General features: G+C 71.9%; 14 protein-coding genes. 11 read left to right on the forward strand and 3 right to left on the reverse strand.

Translation table 11 applies throughout. The features are described 5' to 3' along the window. Window positions 1-345: 345 nt before the first annotated feature. Window positions 346-1,014 (reverse strand): uridine kinase family protein, encoded by a 669-nt coding sequence (locus JK359_RS34550; protein ID WP_236678924.1) that lies wholly within the window; start codon window positions 1,012-1,014, stop codon window positions 346-348. A gap of 213 nt (window positions 1,015-1,227) precedes the next feature. Between JK359_RS34550 and JK359_RS34555 the strand changes: the two genes are divergently transcribed. From JK359_RS34555 to JK359_RS34575, 5 genes are all read left to right on the forward strand, one after another. After that, window positions 1,228-2,184, forward strand: a complete 957-nt coding sequence (locus JK359_RS34555; protein WP_201843584.1) for a hypothetical protein — start codon at window positions 1,228-1,230, stop codon at window positions 2,182-2,184. A gap of 53 nt (window positions 2,185-2,237) precedes the next feature. Continuing rightward, window positions 2,238-3,764: an amino acid permease gene (locus JK359_RS34560; RefSeq protein WP_236678910.1), complete on the forward strand. Its 1,527-nt coding sequence runs from the start codon at window positions 2,238-2,240 to the stop codon at window positions 3,762-3,764. 257 nt (window positions 3,765-4,021) lie between these two features. Further along, window positions 4,022-5,386: a C39 family peptidase gene (locus JK359_RS34565; RefSeq protein WP_201843586.1), complete on the forward strand. Its 1,365-nt coding sequence runs from the start codon at window positions 4,022-4,024 to the stop codon at window positions 5,384-5,386. Window positions 5,387-5,490: 104 nt separating this feature from the next. Then, window positions 5,491-5,631, forward strand: coding sequence for an SCO1431 family membrane protein (locus tag JK359_RS34570; protein WP_201843587.1), 141 nt, complete (start codon window positions 5,491-5,493; stop codon window positions 5,629-5,631). 77 nt (window positions 5,632-5,708) lie between these two features. Next, complete coding sequence (locus JK359_RS34575; protein ID WP_201843588.1) at window positions 5,709-6,356, forward strand: TetR/AcrR family transcriptional regulator; 648 nt, start codon at window positions 5,709-5,711, stop codon at window positions 6,354-6,356. Window positions 6,357-6,409: 53 nt separating this feature from the next. Here the strand turns inward: JK359_RS34575 and JK359_RS34580 are convergent, their stop codons facing one another. Beyond that, window positions 6,410-7,642 (reverse strand): glycoside hydrolase family 18 protein, encoded by a 1,233-nt coding sequence (locus JK359_RS34580; protein WP_201843589.1) that lies wholly within the window; start codon window positions 7,640-7,642, stop codon window positions 6,410-6,412. 331 nt (window positions 7,643-7,973) lie between these two features. Here JK359_RS34580 and JK359_RS34585 point away from each other — a divergent pair, with 331 nt between their 5' ends. The 3 genes from JK359_RS34585 (at window position 7,974) to JK359_RS34595 (ending at window position 11,698) form a co-directional block, all read left to right on the forward strand. Further along, entirely contained in the window at window positions 7,974-9,146 is a 1,173-nt protein-coding gene (locus JK359_RS34585) for an acyl-CoA dehydrogenase family protein (protein WP_201843590.1), read from the forward strand. A 342-nt stretch (window positions 9,147-9,488) separates the two neighbouring features. Further along, the gene (locus JK359_RS34590; RefSeq protein ID WP_201843591.1) at window positions 9,489-10,589 is read left to right on the forward strand and encodes an Rv3169 family protein; all 1,101 of its coding nucleotides are present in this window, start codon (window positions 9,489-9,491) and stop codon (window positions 10,587-10,589) included. Window positions 10,590-10,600: 11 nt separating this feature from the next. Continuing rightward, the gene (locus JK359_RS34595; RefSeq protein ID WP_201843592.1) at window positions 10,601-11,698 is read left to right on the forward strand and encodes a phosphotransferase family protein; all 1,098 of its coding nucleotides are present in this window, start codon (window positions 10,601-10,603) and stop codon (window positions 11,696-11,698) included. A gap of 34 nt (window positions 11,699-11,732) precedes the next feature. Here the strand turns inward: JK359_RS34595 and JK359_RS34600 are convergent, their stop codons facing one another. Then, window positions 11,733-12,167 (reverse strand): hypothetical protein, encoded by a 435-nt coding sequence (locus tag JK359_RS34600; protein ID WP_201843593.1) that lies wholly within the window; start codon window positions 12,165-12,167, stop codon window positions 11,733-11,735. A gap of 234 nt (window positions 12,168-12,401) precedes the next feature. Between JK359_RS34600 and JK359_RS34605 the strand changes: the two genes are divergently transcribed. The 3 genes from JK359_RS34605 (at window position 12,402) to JK359_RS34615 (ending at window position 15,871) form a co-directional block, all read left to right on the forward strand. Beyond that, window positions 12,402-12,842 (forward strand): Lrp/AsnC family transcriptional regulator, encoded by a 441-nt coding sequence (locus tag JK359_RS34605; RefSeq protein ID WP_201825251.1) that lies wholly within the window; start codon window positions 12,402-12,404, stop codon window positions 12,840-12,842. Between the two features lie 51 nt (window positions 12,843-12,893). Then, window positions 12,894-14,498, forward strand: a complete 1,605-nt coding sequence (locus tag JK359_RS34610; protein WP_201843594.1) for an amidohydrolase — start codon at window positions 12,894-12,896, stop codon at window positions 14,496-14,498. Window positions 14,499-15,076: 578 nt separating this feature from the next. After that, on the forward strand, window positions 15,077-15,871 hold the full coding sequence (locus JK359_RS34615) for a polyprenol monophosphomannose synthase (protein ID WP_201843595.1): 795 nt from the start codon (window positions 15,077-15,079) through the stop codon (window positions 15,869-15,871). The last annotated feature ends 92 nt before the right edge of the window (window positions 15,872-15,963 follow it).

Genomic DNA, 15,963 nt, shown 5'->3' on the forward strand with positions numbered 1-15,963 from the left:
GGACCGGAGTTGCTGGTGCGCGAGGCAGGCTCGAAGGTCGCACCGAGGGCATCGTACCTGCGGTACGACCGCGGGCCGAAGGGTGCCGCACCGGGCGTTCGCCGGGGCGGGAGCAGACGGGGCGTACACGCGTTGGTGACCGAGGGTGAGCGGATCGGCGCGCGAGGCGGGCGGGGAGGAGGCCGCGGACAGGACGAAGCCCCCGGTCACGGGGGAACAACCGGGGGCTTCGCGTCGGTGGGCGGCTCCGAAAGCCGCACATTGAGAACGTAAGTCCTGTACGGCCCCCGGGTCAAGCAGAGTTGAGGCACTCCGGGAAGTTGCCTCACACGGCTCCTAGCGGCCTCACCCCATCGCCGAGAATCCATCACTCAGGGTCACGCCATGGTCGGCCGTGGCAGCCGCGCCGGGTCCCGGCAGCACCTCGTACCCCTCCGGTCGCTGCAGCACCAGCAGATCGGCATGGGGGCGCGAGGCGTCGGCGGTGAAGTGCGCGCGCTCCGCCGCGATCCAGCCGTCCCAGAACTCCCGTTGCTCCGCGCCGTCCCGCAGCCGGCCGCGTGCCCAAGACTCCTCCGCGGGCAGCTCCATCCACAGCAGCCGCGCCAGGTGCGGCCGCAGCGCCCGGCGGCCGGCGCCGACGCCCTCGACCACGATCACGGGCGCCGGCGGCAAGGGGAGCGGGGCGCCGAAGGCGCGGGTGCGCCAGTCGTACGGCGTGTACCGGGCTTGCTCGCCCCGGGCGAGGGGCTCGATCACCTGCGTCCGGAGCCGGCCGGTCCAGGCGAAGAACTCCTCGTGGCTGGCGATGTCGTCGAGGTGGAGCACGGGGGCCCCGCCCAGCGCCCGGGCCAGCCGCCCGGCGAAGGTGGACTTGCCGGAGCCGGCGTGCCCGTCGACACCGATCAGCCGGACCGGTCCCAGGGAAGGGGGGAGCCCGCGCAGCCGGGCGGCGAGGTCGTGAATGGCGATTCCCGAGGTGTGGTGTGGTGTGGGCTGATTTCCGCGGAACAGTCTAGTAGGGGCCCATAGCGGCCGGACCGGCGGGAGCCGACGGGCCGGAAAACGTCACACTTTGAACCACCGGCTGGCGGCCAGTCAATGACGGTCATAAACGATGCGAATTCCCTGACCAATATGTCGAATTCGGCGTTCCGGGTGTGGCCGACGCTGAGTAAGGTGCCTCTTGCGCAACGTGATGCGGCGGAACGGGGACGGCAGGAGCACATGGTCGCGGAGTTATTCGAAGGGCACTATGTATGGCATCCGGCGGCCGACGACCGCGTCCTGGCGAACGTATGCGTCGATGTGCGCGCCGGGCGATATCGGTATGCCCACGAGGCGCTCGCCGAGACGCGCTCCGACTTCGCCCTCCGCGCCCACCGCTCGCTGGTCCTCGCCTCCGAGGCGGCAGGCACCGACCTGGTCGAACGCTGGCTGGCCGAGGAGCCGACGCCGGAGGCGGAGCTGATGTGGGCGCGGGTCGCGGTGCAGCGTGCGCTGCGGGCCGCCGACGCGCGCGACGACCGTGCCGAGGCGCTGGAGCGGATCGCGCTGACCGCCTGCGACCGGGCCGCCGAGTCGGCCCCCGCCGACCCCACCCCCTGGGTCGCCAGGCTCGCCATGGCCCGGCTGCACCGGCTGCGCGACCCCGCACCCCACGGTCTGCTCACCGCGCCGCCGGGCCCTTGGCGGCTGTTCGCGCACATCCTGTCCCTGGACCCCTGGCACCGTGAGGCCCACCACCGCTTCCTGTCCTTCTTCTTCACGCGGTACGGCGGCTCGGTCAACGCGGCCTGGGACGTGGCCGCCTTCCTCAGCCAGCGGGCGCCCGCCGGGTCCGCCCTCCGGCTGCTGCCGCTGGTGGCCCTGGTGGAGAGCTACAACCCGACCCAGCTCCTCGCCGAGCAGGTCTGGGAGCAGCCGCAGTGGCGCTCGACCGCACTCGCGATCTACCAGAACTGGCTGCCCACGGTGGCCGGTTATCGCTTCACCCCGGTGCTCGACCTGGCCTACCTCGCGCACGCGCTGGTCATGGCCCAGCGCGAGTTCGAGGCCCGGGCGGTGTTCACGGCGATGGGCCCGTACGCCTCGCGCATGCCCTGGAGCGCCTTCGGTGACCCCGCCGAGCAGCTCACCCGGGCCCGGCGCGCCTGCGGCCTGCCCGTCCCGGGGCCCGCCTGACCGCTCGTCCCCCATTTCCCCAGCGAGAGAAAGGCCGATCTGTGTCGGAACGGATGTCGACTCCCCGGGCGCGAGCGCGCGCGGCGGATCCCGTCGTGCTCGACGACGACGCCACCCTGCACGCGATGGGTTATCCGCGGAAACTGACCAGGCGCTTCCAGGCGTTCGATAATTTCGCGATCTCCTTCACCATCATCAATATCCTCTCGGGTATTTTCTCGTCATTCGGATTCGGCATGAACGCGGGTGGTCCCCGCATTCTCGTGTTCGGCTGGATCGGCGTCTCGGTCATGGTCCTGCTCATCGGTGCGGCCATGGCGGAAGTCGCCTCCGCCTATCCGACGAGCGGCGCGCTCTATTTCTCCGCCGGCAAACTCGCCAAGCGGAACAAGGGCGCCTGGTCGTGGTTCACGGGCTGGCTCAACTTCGTGGGCCAGATCGGCGGCACCGCCGCCACCGGCTACGCAGCCGCCACCTTCATCCAGGTCTTCGTGCAGTTGCAGTGGCCCTCCTACCAGCCGACGGCGCACCAGACGGTCCTGATCACGGCGCTCGTCATCGTGCTCCAGGGGCTCGCCAACACCTACACCGTCCAGCTCGTCGCCATACTGAACCGCATTTCCGTCTGGTGGCTGCTGATCGGACTCGTCGTGATCGTGGGCGCACTCATAGTGATGCCGGACCATCATCAGTCGGCGTCGTTCGTGACGCATTTCGAGAACAACACCGGCTTCACGAGCGGCCTTTACGGCGGCCTGCTCGGCCTGCTCGTCACCAGCTGGACCTTCACCGGCTTCGACGGCAGCTTCCACATGTCCGAGGAAACGGTCCGCGCGACGGTCAGCGCACCCAGGGGGATCACCCGCGCCATCGCCTATTCGGCGATCACCGGACTGATCCTGATGCTCGCATTGGTCTACAGCATTGGTGACTACGCCGAGGTTGCCGGTGCGGCCGCCCCGCCCGTGCAGATCCTCATCGACGGCCTCGGTCTGCCCACGGCCAAGGTCATGCTGCTCATCGTCATCGGCGCGATGCTCTTCTGCGGCCTCGCCAACCTCACCAGCAACACCCGGCAGATCTTCGCCTTTTCGCGGGACGGTGCCATGCCCGGCTCTCGCTGGTGGCACTCGGTCTCGCTGCGCACCCGTACGCCGGTGAAGGCGGTATGGCTCGCGGTCGCGTCCTCGCTGGCCCTGGTCGTGCCGGGCTGGTGGTCGCACACGGCGTTCACCGCCATCGTCAGCGTCAACGTGGTCGGGCTGTTCCTCGCCTACGCCGTACCGATCTTCCTGCGGCTGCGGCTCGGCGACGAGTTCCAGCCGGGCCCCTGGCACCTGGGCCGCTGGGGCAGGCCGGTCGGGTGGCTCGCGGTGGTGTGGATCCTGCTGAGCAGCGTCCTGTTCATGCTGCCGCAGGCGTCGCCCATCACCGTGGACTCCTTCAACTACGCGCCGATCGCGCTCGCCGGCGTGCTGCTGATCGCCACGGTGTGGTGGTTCGCCACGGCCCGTCGCCGCTTCCAGGGCCCGGTCAGCTACGGCCGCCCGGACGAGGTCGCCGCGATGGATCTCGTCTGACCGGGCGGGATCGGTTCGGGCGGTGGCGCGACGTGCCCGTGTGCGGGCGCGTGGGGGCTGGTCGCGCAGCTCCCCGCGCCCTTCGGCGCGCTCAAGCCGGCCTGGACGGCCGGCGCGCCCCGGCGACCGGCCCTTCACCGGTCCAGACCAATATTCGTGCCGCGGCATGCGCCGAAGTGCTGGCAGGGGGGTCCGGCCTGCTCCATAGTTGGCGCACCGGACCAGCCCGACTCGGACACCTGGGGGTCAACGCGCCCATGAGCAGAGCCGAACAGCCGTCCCGCAGAACCGTCCTGGCCGTCGCCGTCGCCGCCGCGGTGACCGGCGCGGCGGCCCCCGCGACCGCCGCAGCCCCGGGAGCGACCGCCGCCGGTCCCGGCGGGGCGCAGGCCCGCCCCGTCGAGTACCACGCCTGGACCACGTACCGCGACTGGCGCTGCGGGAACGCCCAGGGCACCCGGGCCGTCCCGGGCCCGCGCCCCGGTGTCGTGATCGGCGCCGCCGCCGGCCGTACCGACTACACCGACCCGCACACCGGTACCACCGCCACCTGGGAGTTCGCCACCTGGACCGGCCCGGCCCGCCGGCTCACCGTGCCCGCCACCGAGGTCGTCGCCTCCTGGAACGCGCACACCCCCGCGGGCACCTGGATCCAGGTCGAGCTGCGGGGCACGTACTCCGACGGCACCGACACGCCCTGGTACGTGATGGGCCGCTGGGCGGCCGGTGACCAGGACATCAAGCGGACCTCGGTGGACGACCAGACCGACGGCAGGAGCACCGTCTGGACCGACACGTTCGCCATCGACGACGCGAGCACCGGCCTGCGCCTGGCGTCGTACCGGCTGCGCCTCACCCTCTACCGCCGGCCGGGCACCCGCCTCACCCCGACCGTGTGGCGGCTCGGGGCGATGGGCTCCGACATCCCCGACCGCTTCACGGTCCCGGCCTCCACCCCCGGCCTCGCCCAGGAACTGGCCGTCCCGCGCTACTCGCAGGAGATCCACAAGGGCCAGTACCCCGAGTACGACAACGGCGGCGAGGCCTGGTGCAGCCCCACCTCCTCGCAGATGATCATCGAGTACTGGGGCGGCCGGCTCACCGCCGAACAGCTGTCCTGGGTCGACCCGTCCTACGCCGACCCGCAGGTCGACCACGCGGCCCGCTTCACCTACGACCACCAGTACCAGGGCTGCGGCAACTGGCCCTTCAACGCCGCCTACGCGGCCACCTTCGAGGGGCTGCAGGGCGTGGTCACCCGGCTCGCCTCGCTGACCGACCTGGAGACGCTGATCGCGGCCGGTATCCCGGCCATAACGTCCCAGTCCTTCCTGAAGAGCGAACTGACCGGCGCCGGGTACGGCACCTCGGGGCACCTCATGACCGTGGTCGGCTTCACCGCGGACGGCGACGTGATCGCCAACGACCCGGCCTCGGCCGACGACGCGGCGGTACGGCGGGTCTACCTGCGCCGCGAGTTCGAGAACATCTGGCTGAGGACCAAGCGGTACAACGCCTCGGGCAAGGTCGTCTCCGGCACCGGAGGGGTCTGCTACCTCTACTTCCCGGCCCACCCGACCCCGCGTCAGCGCAAGGCGCTCGCCGCGGTGGGCGTGCACTGAGGCCTGTGACCAAGCTCATCGCCGCAAACCCGGGCGCGGGTGGCATGGTGGACGGATGGATGGGGGGATTCCGCCATATACGTCCGACCTCTGCGAGTAACACCATGACCGCACATCCGGCCACCGCCACCCGCGCCCTCACCGGCGGCCCCGAGGAAGACGGCCCGAAGATCGTCGAGCACGTCATGGGCTGGGTCCTCGTCGCCGTGTTCGCGATGCTCGTGACCCAGCTCGGCCTGCTCTGACCGATCGCTCACCTGTGCGGCTTGTTCTGACATACTGCGGATGTCCCGCCGCGCCTAGACCAGGGTCGACCTTGAACATGCCGCAGCAGCGTGCCGCCACCCGGGTGCGCGGCACCGAGCGTTCCGTCGCGCGTCGCGCCGAACTCATCGCCATCGGCCGCAGGTTGTTCGCCGACACCTCCTACGACGCGCTGTCCATGGACGACATCGCCCGCCAGGCGGGGGTCGCCAAGGGACTGATCTACTACTACTTCCGGTCCAAGCGCGGCTACTACCTGGCGATCGTGCAGGACTCCGTCGCCGAACTGGTCGACTCCGCCGCCGGCAACCTCGAGCTGCCCGCCGTGGACCGGGTGCACCGCACCATCGACGGTTACCTGCGCTACGCCGAGCACCATCAGGCGGCCTACCGCACCATCGTCAGCGGCGGCGTAGGTTTCGACACCGAGGTGCACGCGATCCGGGACGGCGTGCGGGAGGCGATCATCGCCACCATCGCCGAAGGGGCCTACGGCCGCAGGGACATCGCCCCGCCGGCCCGGATGGGCCTGCTCGCCTGGGTGTGCAGTGTGGAGGGCGCAACCCTGGACTGGATCGACCGCCCCGAGCTGTCCCGCGACACCATGCGCGAACTGCTGGTGAAGACCCTCGGCGGGGCCCTGCGTGCTGTCGAGGAGCTGGACCCCGCCTACCCGGCCCCGCCGCCCGCCCGCCGGGACGGCTGAACGCGAGGGAGCGGAGGCTCGTGGTCCTCCGCTCCCGATCCCTTGCGACGGGGCTAGTTGATCGCCTTGATCAGCTCACCGTTCGCGGTGTCGCCGCTCAGCTCCCAGAAGAAGGTGCCGCCGAGCCCCTGCTGGTTCTTGTACGTCATCTTCGTGCCGATGGTCGCCGGGGTGTCGTAGCTCCACCAGTTGTTCCCGCACTTGGCGTACGCGGTGCCGCCCACCGTGCCGGTCGCCGGGCACTTGGTCCTGAGCACCTTGTAGTCGTCGATGCCCTGCTCGTACGTGCCCGCCGCCGGGCCCGTCGCGGTGCCGCCCGGCGCCGCCTGGGTGACGCCGGTCCAGCCACGGCCGTAGAAGCCGATGCCGAGCAGCAGTTTGGACGCCGGGATGCCGAGGCCCTTGAGCTTGGCGATGGTGGCCGAGGTGTGGAAGTTCGCCTTCGGGATGCCCGCGTAGGAGTTCAGCGCGGAGTGCGGCGCGGTCGGACCGGTCGCGTCCCAGGCGCCGAAGTAGTCGTAGGTCATCGGGTTGTACCAGTCGACGTACTGTGCCGCGCCCGCGTAGTTCGCCGCGTCGATCTTGCCGCCGCTGGTGGCGTCCGCCGTGATCGCCGCGGTGACCAGGCTGCCGGAGCCGAACTTCGACCGCAGGGCTGCCATCAGGTTCCTGAAGGCCTCCCGGCCGCTGGTGTCACAGGTGTTGCCGCAGGCGTTGGGGTACTCCCAGTCGATGTCGATGCCGTCGAAGACACCCGCCCACTTGGAGTTTTTCACCAGGTCGTAGCAGGACTGGGCGAAGGCGGCCGGGTTCTTCGCGGCCTCGCCGAAGCCGCCGGACCAGGTCCAGCCGCCGAAGGACCACAGGACCTTCAGTCCGGGGTGCTTCTTCTTCAGCTTCAGCAGCTGGTTGAAGTTGCCGCGCAGCGGCTGGTCCCAGGTGTCGGCGACGCCGTCGACGGACTCGGCGGCGGTGTAGGCGCGGTCGGTGGCCGCGTAGGAGTCGCCCAGGGCGCACTTGCCGCCGGTGACGTTGCCGAAGGCGTAGTTGATGTGGGTCAGCCGGGCCGCGGAGCCCGAGGTCTCGACGTTCTTGACGTAGTACTTGCGGTCGTAGGTGCCCCATTCGGTGAAGTAGCCGACGACCTTGGATCCGGCCTTGAGCCGCGGAGCGCTCGGCGCCGCGGCGGTCGCCGTGCCGGTGCCGGCCAGCAGGCCCGCCCCGAGGGCGGCGGTACACGCGGCCGAGACGAGTGTCCGCAGGAGCGAGCGGTGGGGAATGTGCATCGGGTGGCTCCTCGTGGGGGAGAGGGGAACGCGCGCCGATTGGCATGAACGCGGTAAAGCGTTGGTCATGCACAGTAGGAGGACTAGACCACTAGGTCAATGGTTCGGACCAATATCGGGCCGCGTCGGAGTCCCGGCTGGACTGCTGAAGTAAGCGGTCGTTAACTGGTGACTGGAAGTCGCCGATCGGGCATACTCACAGCGCATGCCGCTGGTCAGCAGCTTCCGGGACCCGGGAGCGGGCGCCTTCGGCCCAGCACCACGATCAGGCGGAGCCGCCCCCACCCCCGGGCCGGACCGCCGGTGCCCGAACAGGGAGGAGCCCGACGCCATGTCCGACCGCGACCCGCAGCCGGTGGAGCGTCAACTGCCCACGGAAGAGGCGAGGGACCTGCTCGACCTCGTCCGGGACATCGCCCGGCGCGAGATCGCGCCGAAGGCCGCGCAGGAGGAGGACGAAGGGCGCTTCCCGCGTGAGGTCTTCACCCTGCTCTCCGAGTCAGGCCTGCTGGGCCTGCCGTACGCCGGGGAGTACGGCGGCGGCGAGCAGCCCTACGAGGTCTACCTCCAGGTCCTTGAGGAACTGGCCGCGGCCCGGCTCACCGTCGGCCTCGGCGTCAGCGTCCACACGCTCTCCTCGTACGCCCTCGCCACCTACGGCACCAAGCAGCAGCAGGTCGAGCACCTGCCCGCGATGCTGGGCGGCGGGCTGCTCGGGGCGTACTGCCTGTCCGAGCCGTCCTCCGGCTCGGACGCGGCCTCGCTGCGCACCAAGGCCGTCCGGGACGGCGCCGGCTGGGTGATCGACGGCACCAAGGCCTGGATCACGCACGGAGGCATCGCCGACTTCTACACCGTGATGGCCCGCACCGGCGAGGACGGGCCGCGCGGGATCACCGCCTTCCTCGTGCCCGGCGACACGCCCGGCGTGAGCGGCGCGGCGCCGGAGAAGAAGATGGGCATGAAGGGCTCGCCCACCGCGCAGGTCCACTTCGACGGCGTCCGGGTACCCGACGAGCGGCGCATCGGCGAGGAGGGCCAGGGCTTCTCCATCGCCCTGTCCGCCCTCGACTCGGGCCGGCTCGGCATCGCGGCCTGCGCCATCGGCCTGGCCCAGGCCGCCCTGGACGAGGCGGTCGGCTACGCGACCGAGCGCCGCCAGTTCGGCCGTCCGATCGCCGACTTCCAGGGCCTGCGCTTCATGCTCGCCGACATGGCCACCCAGATCGAGGCCGGCCGGGCGCTCTACCTGGCGGCGGCCCGGCTGCGGGACTCTGGCCGGCCGTTCGCCAAGCAGGCCGCCATGGCCAAGCTGCACTGCACCGACACGGCCATGAAGGTCACCACCGACGCCGTGCAGATACTGGGCGGATACGGCTACACCGCGGACTTCCCGGCCGAGCGTTACATGCGAGAGGCCAAGGTCCTGCAGATCGTCGAGGGCACGAACCAGATCCAGCGGATGGTCATCGCCCGTCACGTGGCGGGACCCGAGGGTCGCTGAACTGCCCCCTCAGGACCGTCGGGGCCGCGAGCCTGGCCCATTCCGGGTCGTCACGGCCCGGCAGGGTGCGGCCCCGGTCGGCCCAGGTCCGCAGGAGGTCGCGGTAGATGGGCGGATCCTGCGGTGCGGGCGGCGGAACCGATTCTGCCGGCCGGGGTACGAAGATGCGGCGCTGACGCCCGGTGGCCGAGTACATGGGGGTCATGCCTGGGAAACGCGGCGGTGGCCGGACAGGTCACCGCCCGGCGGAATCGAGCGTCAGTCCATACGCGTCCGGTCCCCCCTCTGGTCACCTCCGGTCAGCTGACGTACCGTCAGCTGACCATCGTTCAGGGGGTGTCCGTGGCCGACGATCGTCCCGTACCGCTCGACGAGTACCCGGTGCACCAGGTACCGCTGTCCATGAAGCACGTGGCGACCGGTGACCGCAACGCCTACGACCGCTGCATCTTCCACGTCTTCGACCACACGGGCAGCGCCCTGCTCATCCTCGGCCTCGGCGTCTACCCCAACCTGGGCGTGATCGACGCCTACGCCACCTTCCGCACCGGGAACACCCTGCACGCCGTGCGCGCCTCCGACGCCCTCGGCGAGGACCGGATGCACCTCGCCGTCGGCCCGCTGCGCATCGAGGTGGTACGGCCGCTGCAGCAGCTACGCCTGGTCGGCACCGACGAGGAGCTGTCGTACGACCTCACCTGGACCGCGGCCTTCCCCGCCCTGTGGGAGCCGCACCACCTCCAGCGCCGGGGCGACCGGCTCACCCTGGAGGGCCGCCGCTTCGTCCAGGCGGGGCAGGTCACCGGCGAGATCCGGGCGGCCGGTACCGAGTTCCGGGTCCGCGCCGAGGGCTGGACCGGCACCCGCGACCGCAGCTGGGGCGTGCGTCCGGTCCCCGGCGAGGACGGGGGCCGGCTCGCCGCCGACCACCCCACCGGGGGCTTCCACTGGATCTGGTGCCCGGTCGCCTTCGAGGACCGCTTCCTGATGGTCATCACCCAGGAGGACGCCGACGGCCACCGCTCCCTGAACGACGCCACCCTGGTCCGCCCCGGCCGGCGCGACCGCCAACTGGGCTGGCCGCACGCCGAGATCGGCTACCGGTCCGGCACCCGGCACCCCGAGCGCGCCGTCATCCACCTCGGCGACCCCCGCAAGCCGCAGGAGCTGGAGGTGGAGATCCTCACCTCCTCGCCGCTCGCCCTCGGCGCGGGCTACCCGCCGGCCGACGACTGGCAGCACGGGACCTGGCAGGGCAGGGGCTGGGTCGACCGCCGTACGTACGACCTGACCGCGCCGCACCCCCTGGCGGCGTACGGCGTAACCGACCACTCCGCCCGCTTCCGGCTCGACGGGCGCACCGGCCACGGGATCTTCGAACACGGCACGTTCGGCCGGCACGACCCGAGCGGCTTCACCGGCTTCGACTCGGTCGCGCCCTGAGGGAGGACGAGATGGCCACGGCACCCCGTCCCCGTACCACCACCCGCGACCCCGGGGAACTGACCCGGCGCCTCACCGCCTGGCTCGGCACCCGGCTGCCCGGCGCCAAGGCGACCGGCGTCACCGTCCCGGCCTCCAACGGCATGTCCAGCGAGACCCTGCTGTTCGACATCGACCACCCGCAGCCTCCGGTCCGCTCCTGCGCACTGCGCCTGGCGGCCGACCCGGCGGCGTACACGGTCTTCCCCGAGTACGACATGACCCGCCAGTACCGCACCCTGCAGCTGGTGGCCGCCCACACGGACGTGCCCGTGCCCCGGGTGCTCTGGCTGGAGGAGGACCCCGGCCCGCTCGGAGCACCGTTCTTCGTCATGGAACGGGCGGCGGGCCGCGTGCCCCCGGACGTCATGCCGTACACCTACGACGGCAGTTGGCTGCACGCGGCGAGCGACGCCGAGCGCGAGCACCTGGAAACGGCCACGATCGGACTGCTGGCCCGGCTGCACGACCAAGCACCCCTGCCCGAGGCCGAGTTCCTCGCCCTGCCGGGGCAGGGCGACGCGCTGCGCCGGCACGTGGCGGCCCAACGCGCCTACTACGCCTGGGTGATCGACGGACTCGCCCGGTCGCCCCTGATCGAGGCCGCGTTCGACCGGCTGGCGCAGCTGTGGCCGCGTGAGCCGGTCGAGCCCGTCCTCACCTGGGGCGACGCGCGCATCGGGAACGTCGTCTACGACGGCTTCGAGCCCGTGGCCGTGCTGGACTGGGAGATGGCGGCACTCGCCCCCCGCGAGGTGGACCTCGGCTGGACGGTCTATCTGCACCGCTTCTTCCACGACCTCACGGTCGGCTCCGGACAGCGCGGACTGCCCGGCTTCCTGCGCCGCGACCGTGTCGAGGCCCGCTACGCGCGGCTGACCGGCCACACCCCGCGGGACATGGACTTCTACACCCTGTACGCCGCCCTGCGGCACGCGATCGTCATGCTGCGCATCGCCTACCGCCAGGCGTACTTCGGGGAGGTCGCGGTCCCGGCGGACCCGGACACGCTGATCCTGCACCACGGCAGCCTGCGCGCCATGGTGCAGGGCACCTACTGGGCGGAGTGAGGCGGCCCGGGCGGCCGGGCCGGAGCGGGGCGGCTCAGGCGGCCTGGCGGCGCATCGCCGGCACGCGCATCGGGCGCGAGCCCGGGCCGCCGACGTGCGAGAAGGGCTGCTTCCGCCAGTCCAGCCCCTGGGGCAGCGTCAGCAGCAGCGCCGTGTCCTGCTCCTGCGGCTCGAAGGACTCGTCCGCGGGGGCGGCCTCGGCCGCCGCACGGCCCGTGCCCGCACACACCGTGAGCCCGAACGGGTTCCACGGCGACGCGCACAGCGCGTGCTCCGGCAGGACCTCCTCGTCCGCCAGCAGCGCGATCGGCTGCGCGCAGTCCGGGCAGATCACCCGGTACATCTCGAAGGTGTCGTAGGCGTCCGGTTCCTCGTCGAAGGCGTCGGGTTCGACGCCCTCCGGCTCGGGCTCGACGACCGGCTGCTGCCGCTTGGACGCGGATCGGCCAGGGCGATTGACACTCTGCATGGGATTCTCCCCCTAAGGCTGGGCCGTGAAGGCGCTGCGGCCTCGACCACAGCAAGCACTTCCCGCCCGGTCTCGGAGGTAATCACGAGAACATCACGGAGCCCGTTCGAGCTGTGTGGTGTTCATCACATGCCATGAGCAGGTGCCCTTCCCGGTGCTTTTTCTGCCGAACCGGGAATGACCTGCGCCTCTCAGGTATCCGAGGAGATCAAGCGCACTGTAGGTTTTGGCGGCATGGAGGAGCTGGACCGTCAGATCGTGCAGCTGCTCGTCAAGGACGGGCGGATGAGCTACACAGACTTGGGCAAGGCCACGGGCCTGTCCACGTCGGCCGTGCACCAGCGGGTGCGCCGGCTGGAACAGCGTGGCGTCATCCGCGGCTACGCCGCGGTGGTCGACCCCGAGGCCATCGGGCTGCCGATGACCGCGTTCATCTCGGTGAAGCCGTTCGACCCCAGCGCCCCCGACGACATCGCCGACCGCCTCGCCGGCGTCCCCGAGATCGAGGCCTGCCACAGCGTGGCCGGCGACGAGAACTACATCCTCAAGGTGCGCGTGTCCACCCCGCACGAGCTGGAGGAACTGCTCGCCCGGCTGCGTTCGCTGGCCGGCGTCTCCACCCGCACCACCGTGGTCCTGTCGACCCCCTACGAGGCGCGTCCCCCGAAGATCTGAACCAGCCGCCCCGGTGCCCTGCGTGCCCCGTGCACGCGAGAGACTGTGCCCATGAGTGAGCAGTCCGCCGAGCCCCAGACCGTCCTCCTGCGCCGCGGTGAGGTGCACAGCCCCGCAGACCCCTTCGCCACCGCGATGGTGGTCGAGCGCGGGCAGGTCGCCTGGGTCGGCTCCGAGGGCGCCGCCGACGCCTTCGCCGACGGCGTGGACGAGGTGGTCGACCTCGACGGCGCCCTCGTCACCCCCGCCTTCACCGACGCCCATGTGCACACCACCGCCACCGGCCTCGCCCTGACCGGCCTGGACCTGTCGGACACGTCCTCGCTCGAGGCGGCCCTCGCGCGGATCCGCGCGTTCGCCGCCGCCCGCCCCGGCGACCGGGTCCTGCTGGGCCACGGCTGGGACGCCGCCCGCTGGCCCGGCGGCCGTCCGCCCACCCGCGTGGAACTGGACGAGGCCACCGGCGGACGCCCGCTGTACCTGTCCCGCATCGACGTGCACTCTGCGGTCGTCACCACGGCCCTGCTGGACCTGATCCCCGGCGACGTCCCGCGCGAGGACGCCCCGCTCACCCGGGACGCCCACCACACCGTCCGTGAGGCCGCCCTCGCCGCCGTCACCCCCGCCCAGCGGGCCGAGGCCCAGCGCACCGCCCTGGCCCACGCCGCCTCCCTCGGCATCGGCACCGTGCACGAGTGCGGCGGCCCGCAGATCTCCTCCGAGGACGACTTCACCGCGCTGCTGACGCTCGCCTCCGAGGTGCCGGGCCCCCGCGTGGTCGGCTACTGGGCCGAGCAGGACGCCGCCAAGGCCCGCGACCTGGGCGCGGCCGGTGCCGCGGGCGACCTCTTCGCCGACGGAGCCCTCGGCTCGCACACCGCCTGCCTGCACGAGCCGTACGCCGACGCCGGCCACACCGGCACCGCCTACCTGGACGCCGACGCCGTCGCCGCCCACGTCGTGGCCTGCACCGAGGCCGGTCTGCAGGCCGGCTTCCACGCCATCGGCGACGCGGCCGTGTCCGCCGTGGTCGAGGGCGTGCGCGCCGCAGCCGGGAAGCTGGGCCTCGCCCGGATCCGGGCGGTCCGGCACCGCGTCGAGCACGCCGAGATGCTCACCCCCGAGACGGTCGCCGGCTTCGCCGAGCTGGGCCTGATCGCGTCCGTCCAGCCCGCCTTCGACGCGTTGTGGGGCGGCGAGGACGGCATGTACGCCCGGCGGCTGGGCGCCGAGCGGGCCCGCACCCTCAACCCCTACGCCGCGCTGCTGCGCGCCGGTGTACCCCTCGCGTTCGGCTCCGACAGCCCGGTCACCCCGCTCGACCCGTGGGGCACCGTCCGTGCCGCCGCCTTCCACCACACGCCCGAGCACCGCATCTCCGTCCGCGCCGCGTTCACCGCGCACACGCGCGGCGGCTGGCGGGCCGTCGGCCGGGACGACGCCGGCGTCCTGGTCCCCGGCGCGCCCGCGGACTACGCCGTCTGGCGCACCGACGAGCTGATCGTCCAGGCCCCCGACGACCGGGTCGCACGCTGGTCCACCGACCCGCGCTCCGGCACCCCCGGCCTGCCCGACCTGACCCCGGGCCGTGACCTGCCGGTCTGCCTGCGGACCGTGGTGGGCGGCCGGACGGTGTTCGTAGGGCCGGGCGAGTGATCTCCCGGGGTGGCGCGGCCGCGGATGGCCGCCGCGGCTCCGCCGCCCCACCTGCGCATCCTCTGCACGAGGCGCCGTAACGGTGGTCTCTTCCCAGGTCAGACGACTGTTGACAGTCGACGGCCGGGGGCCGGTAGGTTCGTCCGAGTCCACCACCGGACGCCCGACCGGGGAGCGTTCAGACGGCTCGTCGCAGCGCCGCTGGGTCAGGGACGGTGTGCCGCACCGGGGCACCGTCACTGGGAGCCAGGCTCAGCGCCCGCGCCGGCAAGGGAGCGATCCAGCTGGTCGGCCAGGTGTGACCCGGGTGGGGCCCGCGTGCTCAGTAGACAACGGCTTCGGTCGACCCGCAGCCAGCGGGTCCCAGGTCGGCCCGAAGGGCGCCGGGCCCCCATCCGCCGCGCCGAACGGGCTGCCGGGAGCGCGGGGGAAGGCGTCGAAAGGAAGCCGGAAGGCGTCAAAAGAAGGTCTCTTACCCCGCTTTTGTGGAATCGACACCACCATCCGCGGGAGCCGTCACGTCTCCCCAGGCCGCGGCCACTATGGTGGACCTCTGCGTACGACATGAAGGGGCAGCAGTGAACGACGGCGACGGGACCCTCGCGGCCACGGCCCAGGGGAGGCAGTTCGGTCCGCTCGGCACGGCCTTGGTGATCATCCCGACCTACAACGAGGCGGAGAACATCAAGGCCATCGTGGGCCGGGTGCGCAAGGCCGTCCCCGAGGCGCACGTGCTGATCGCGGACGACAACAGCCCCGACGGCACCGGGAAGCTCGCCGACGAGCTGGCCGCCGAGGACGACTGCGTCCACGTGCTGCACCGCAAGGGCAAGGAGGGCCTCGGCGCCGCCTACCTCGCGGGCTTCCGCTGGGGCCTGGAGCGGGACTACGGCGTGCTCGTCGAGATGGACGCCGACGGCTCCCACCAGCCCGAGGAGCTGCCCCGGCTGCTCACCGCGCTCAAGGGCGCCGACCTGGTCCTCGGCTCCCGCTGGGTGCCCGGCGGCCGGGTGGTGAACTGGCCGAAGTCCCGGGAGTTCCTCTCGCGGGGCGGCTCCACCTACTCGCGGCTCATGCTCGACGTGCCGATCCGGGACGTGACCGGCGGGTTCCGGGCCTTCCGCCGCGAGACCCTGGAGGGCCTCGGCCTCGGTGAGGTCGCCTCGCAGGGCTACTGCTTCCAGGTCGATCTGGCCCGCCGCTCGGTGAAGGCCGGCTACCACGTCGTCGAGGTCCCGATCACCTTCGTCGAGCGGGAACTGGGCGACTCCAAGATGAGCCGCGACATCGTGGTCGAGGCGCTGTGGCGGGTCACCGCCTGGGGCGTCGGCGACCGCTTCGGCAAACTCACCGGCAAGGACAAGCAGGACTGAGGCGCGGGGCCGGCCCGCGGGGTCGGTGCGTGCGGCGCTGGGCGCGGGGCTGGTCTGCGGGTCGGTGCGTGCGGCGCTGGGGGCGGGGCCGG

The sequence above is a fragment of the Streptomyces actinomycinicus genome, assembly GCF_016741775.1.
GTDB lineage: Bacteria > Actinomycetota > Actinomycetes > Streptomycetales > Streptomycetaceae > Streptomyces > Streptomyces actinomycinicus.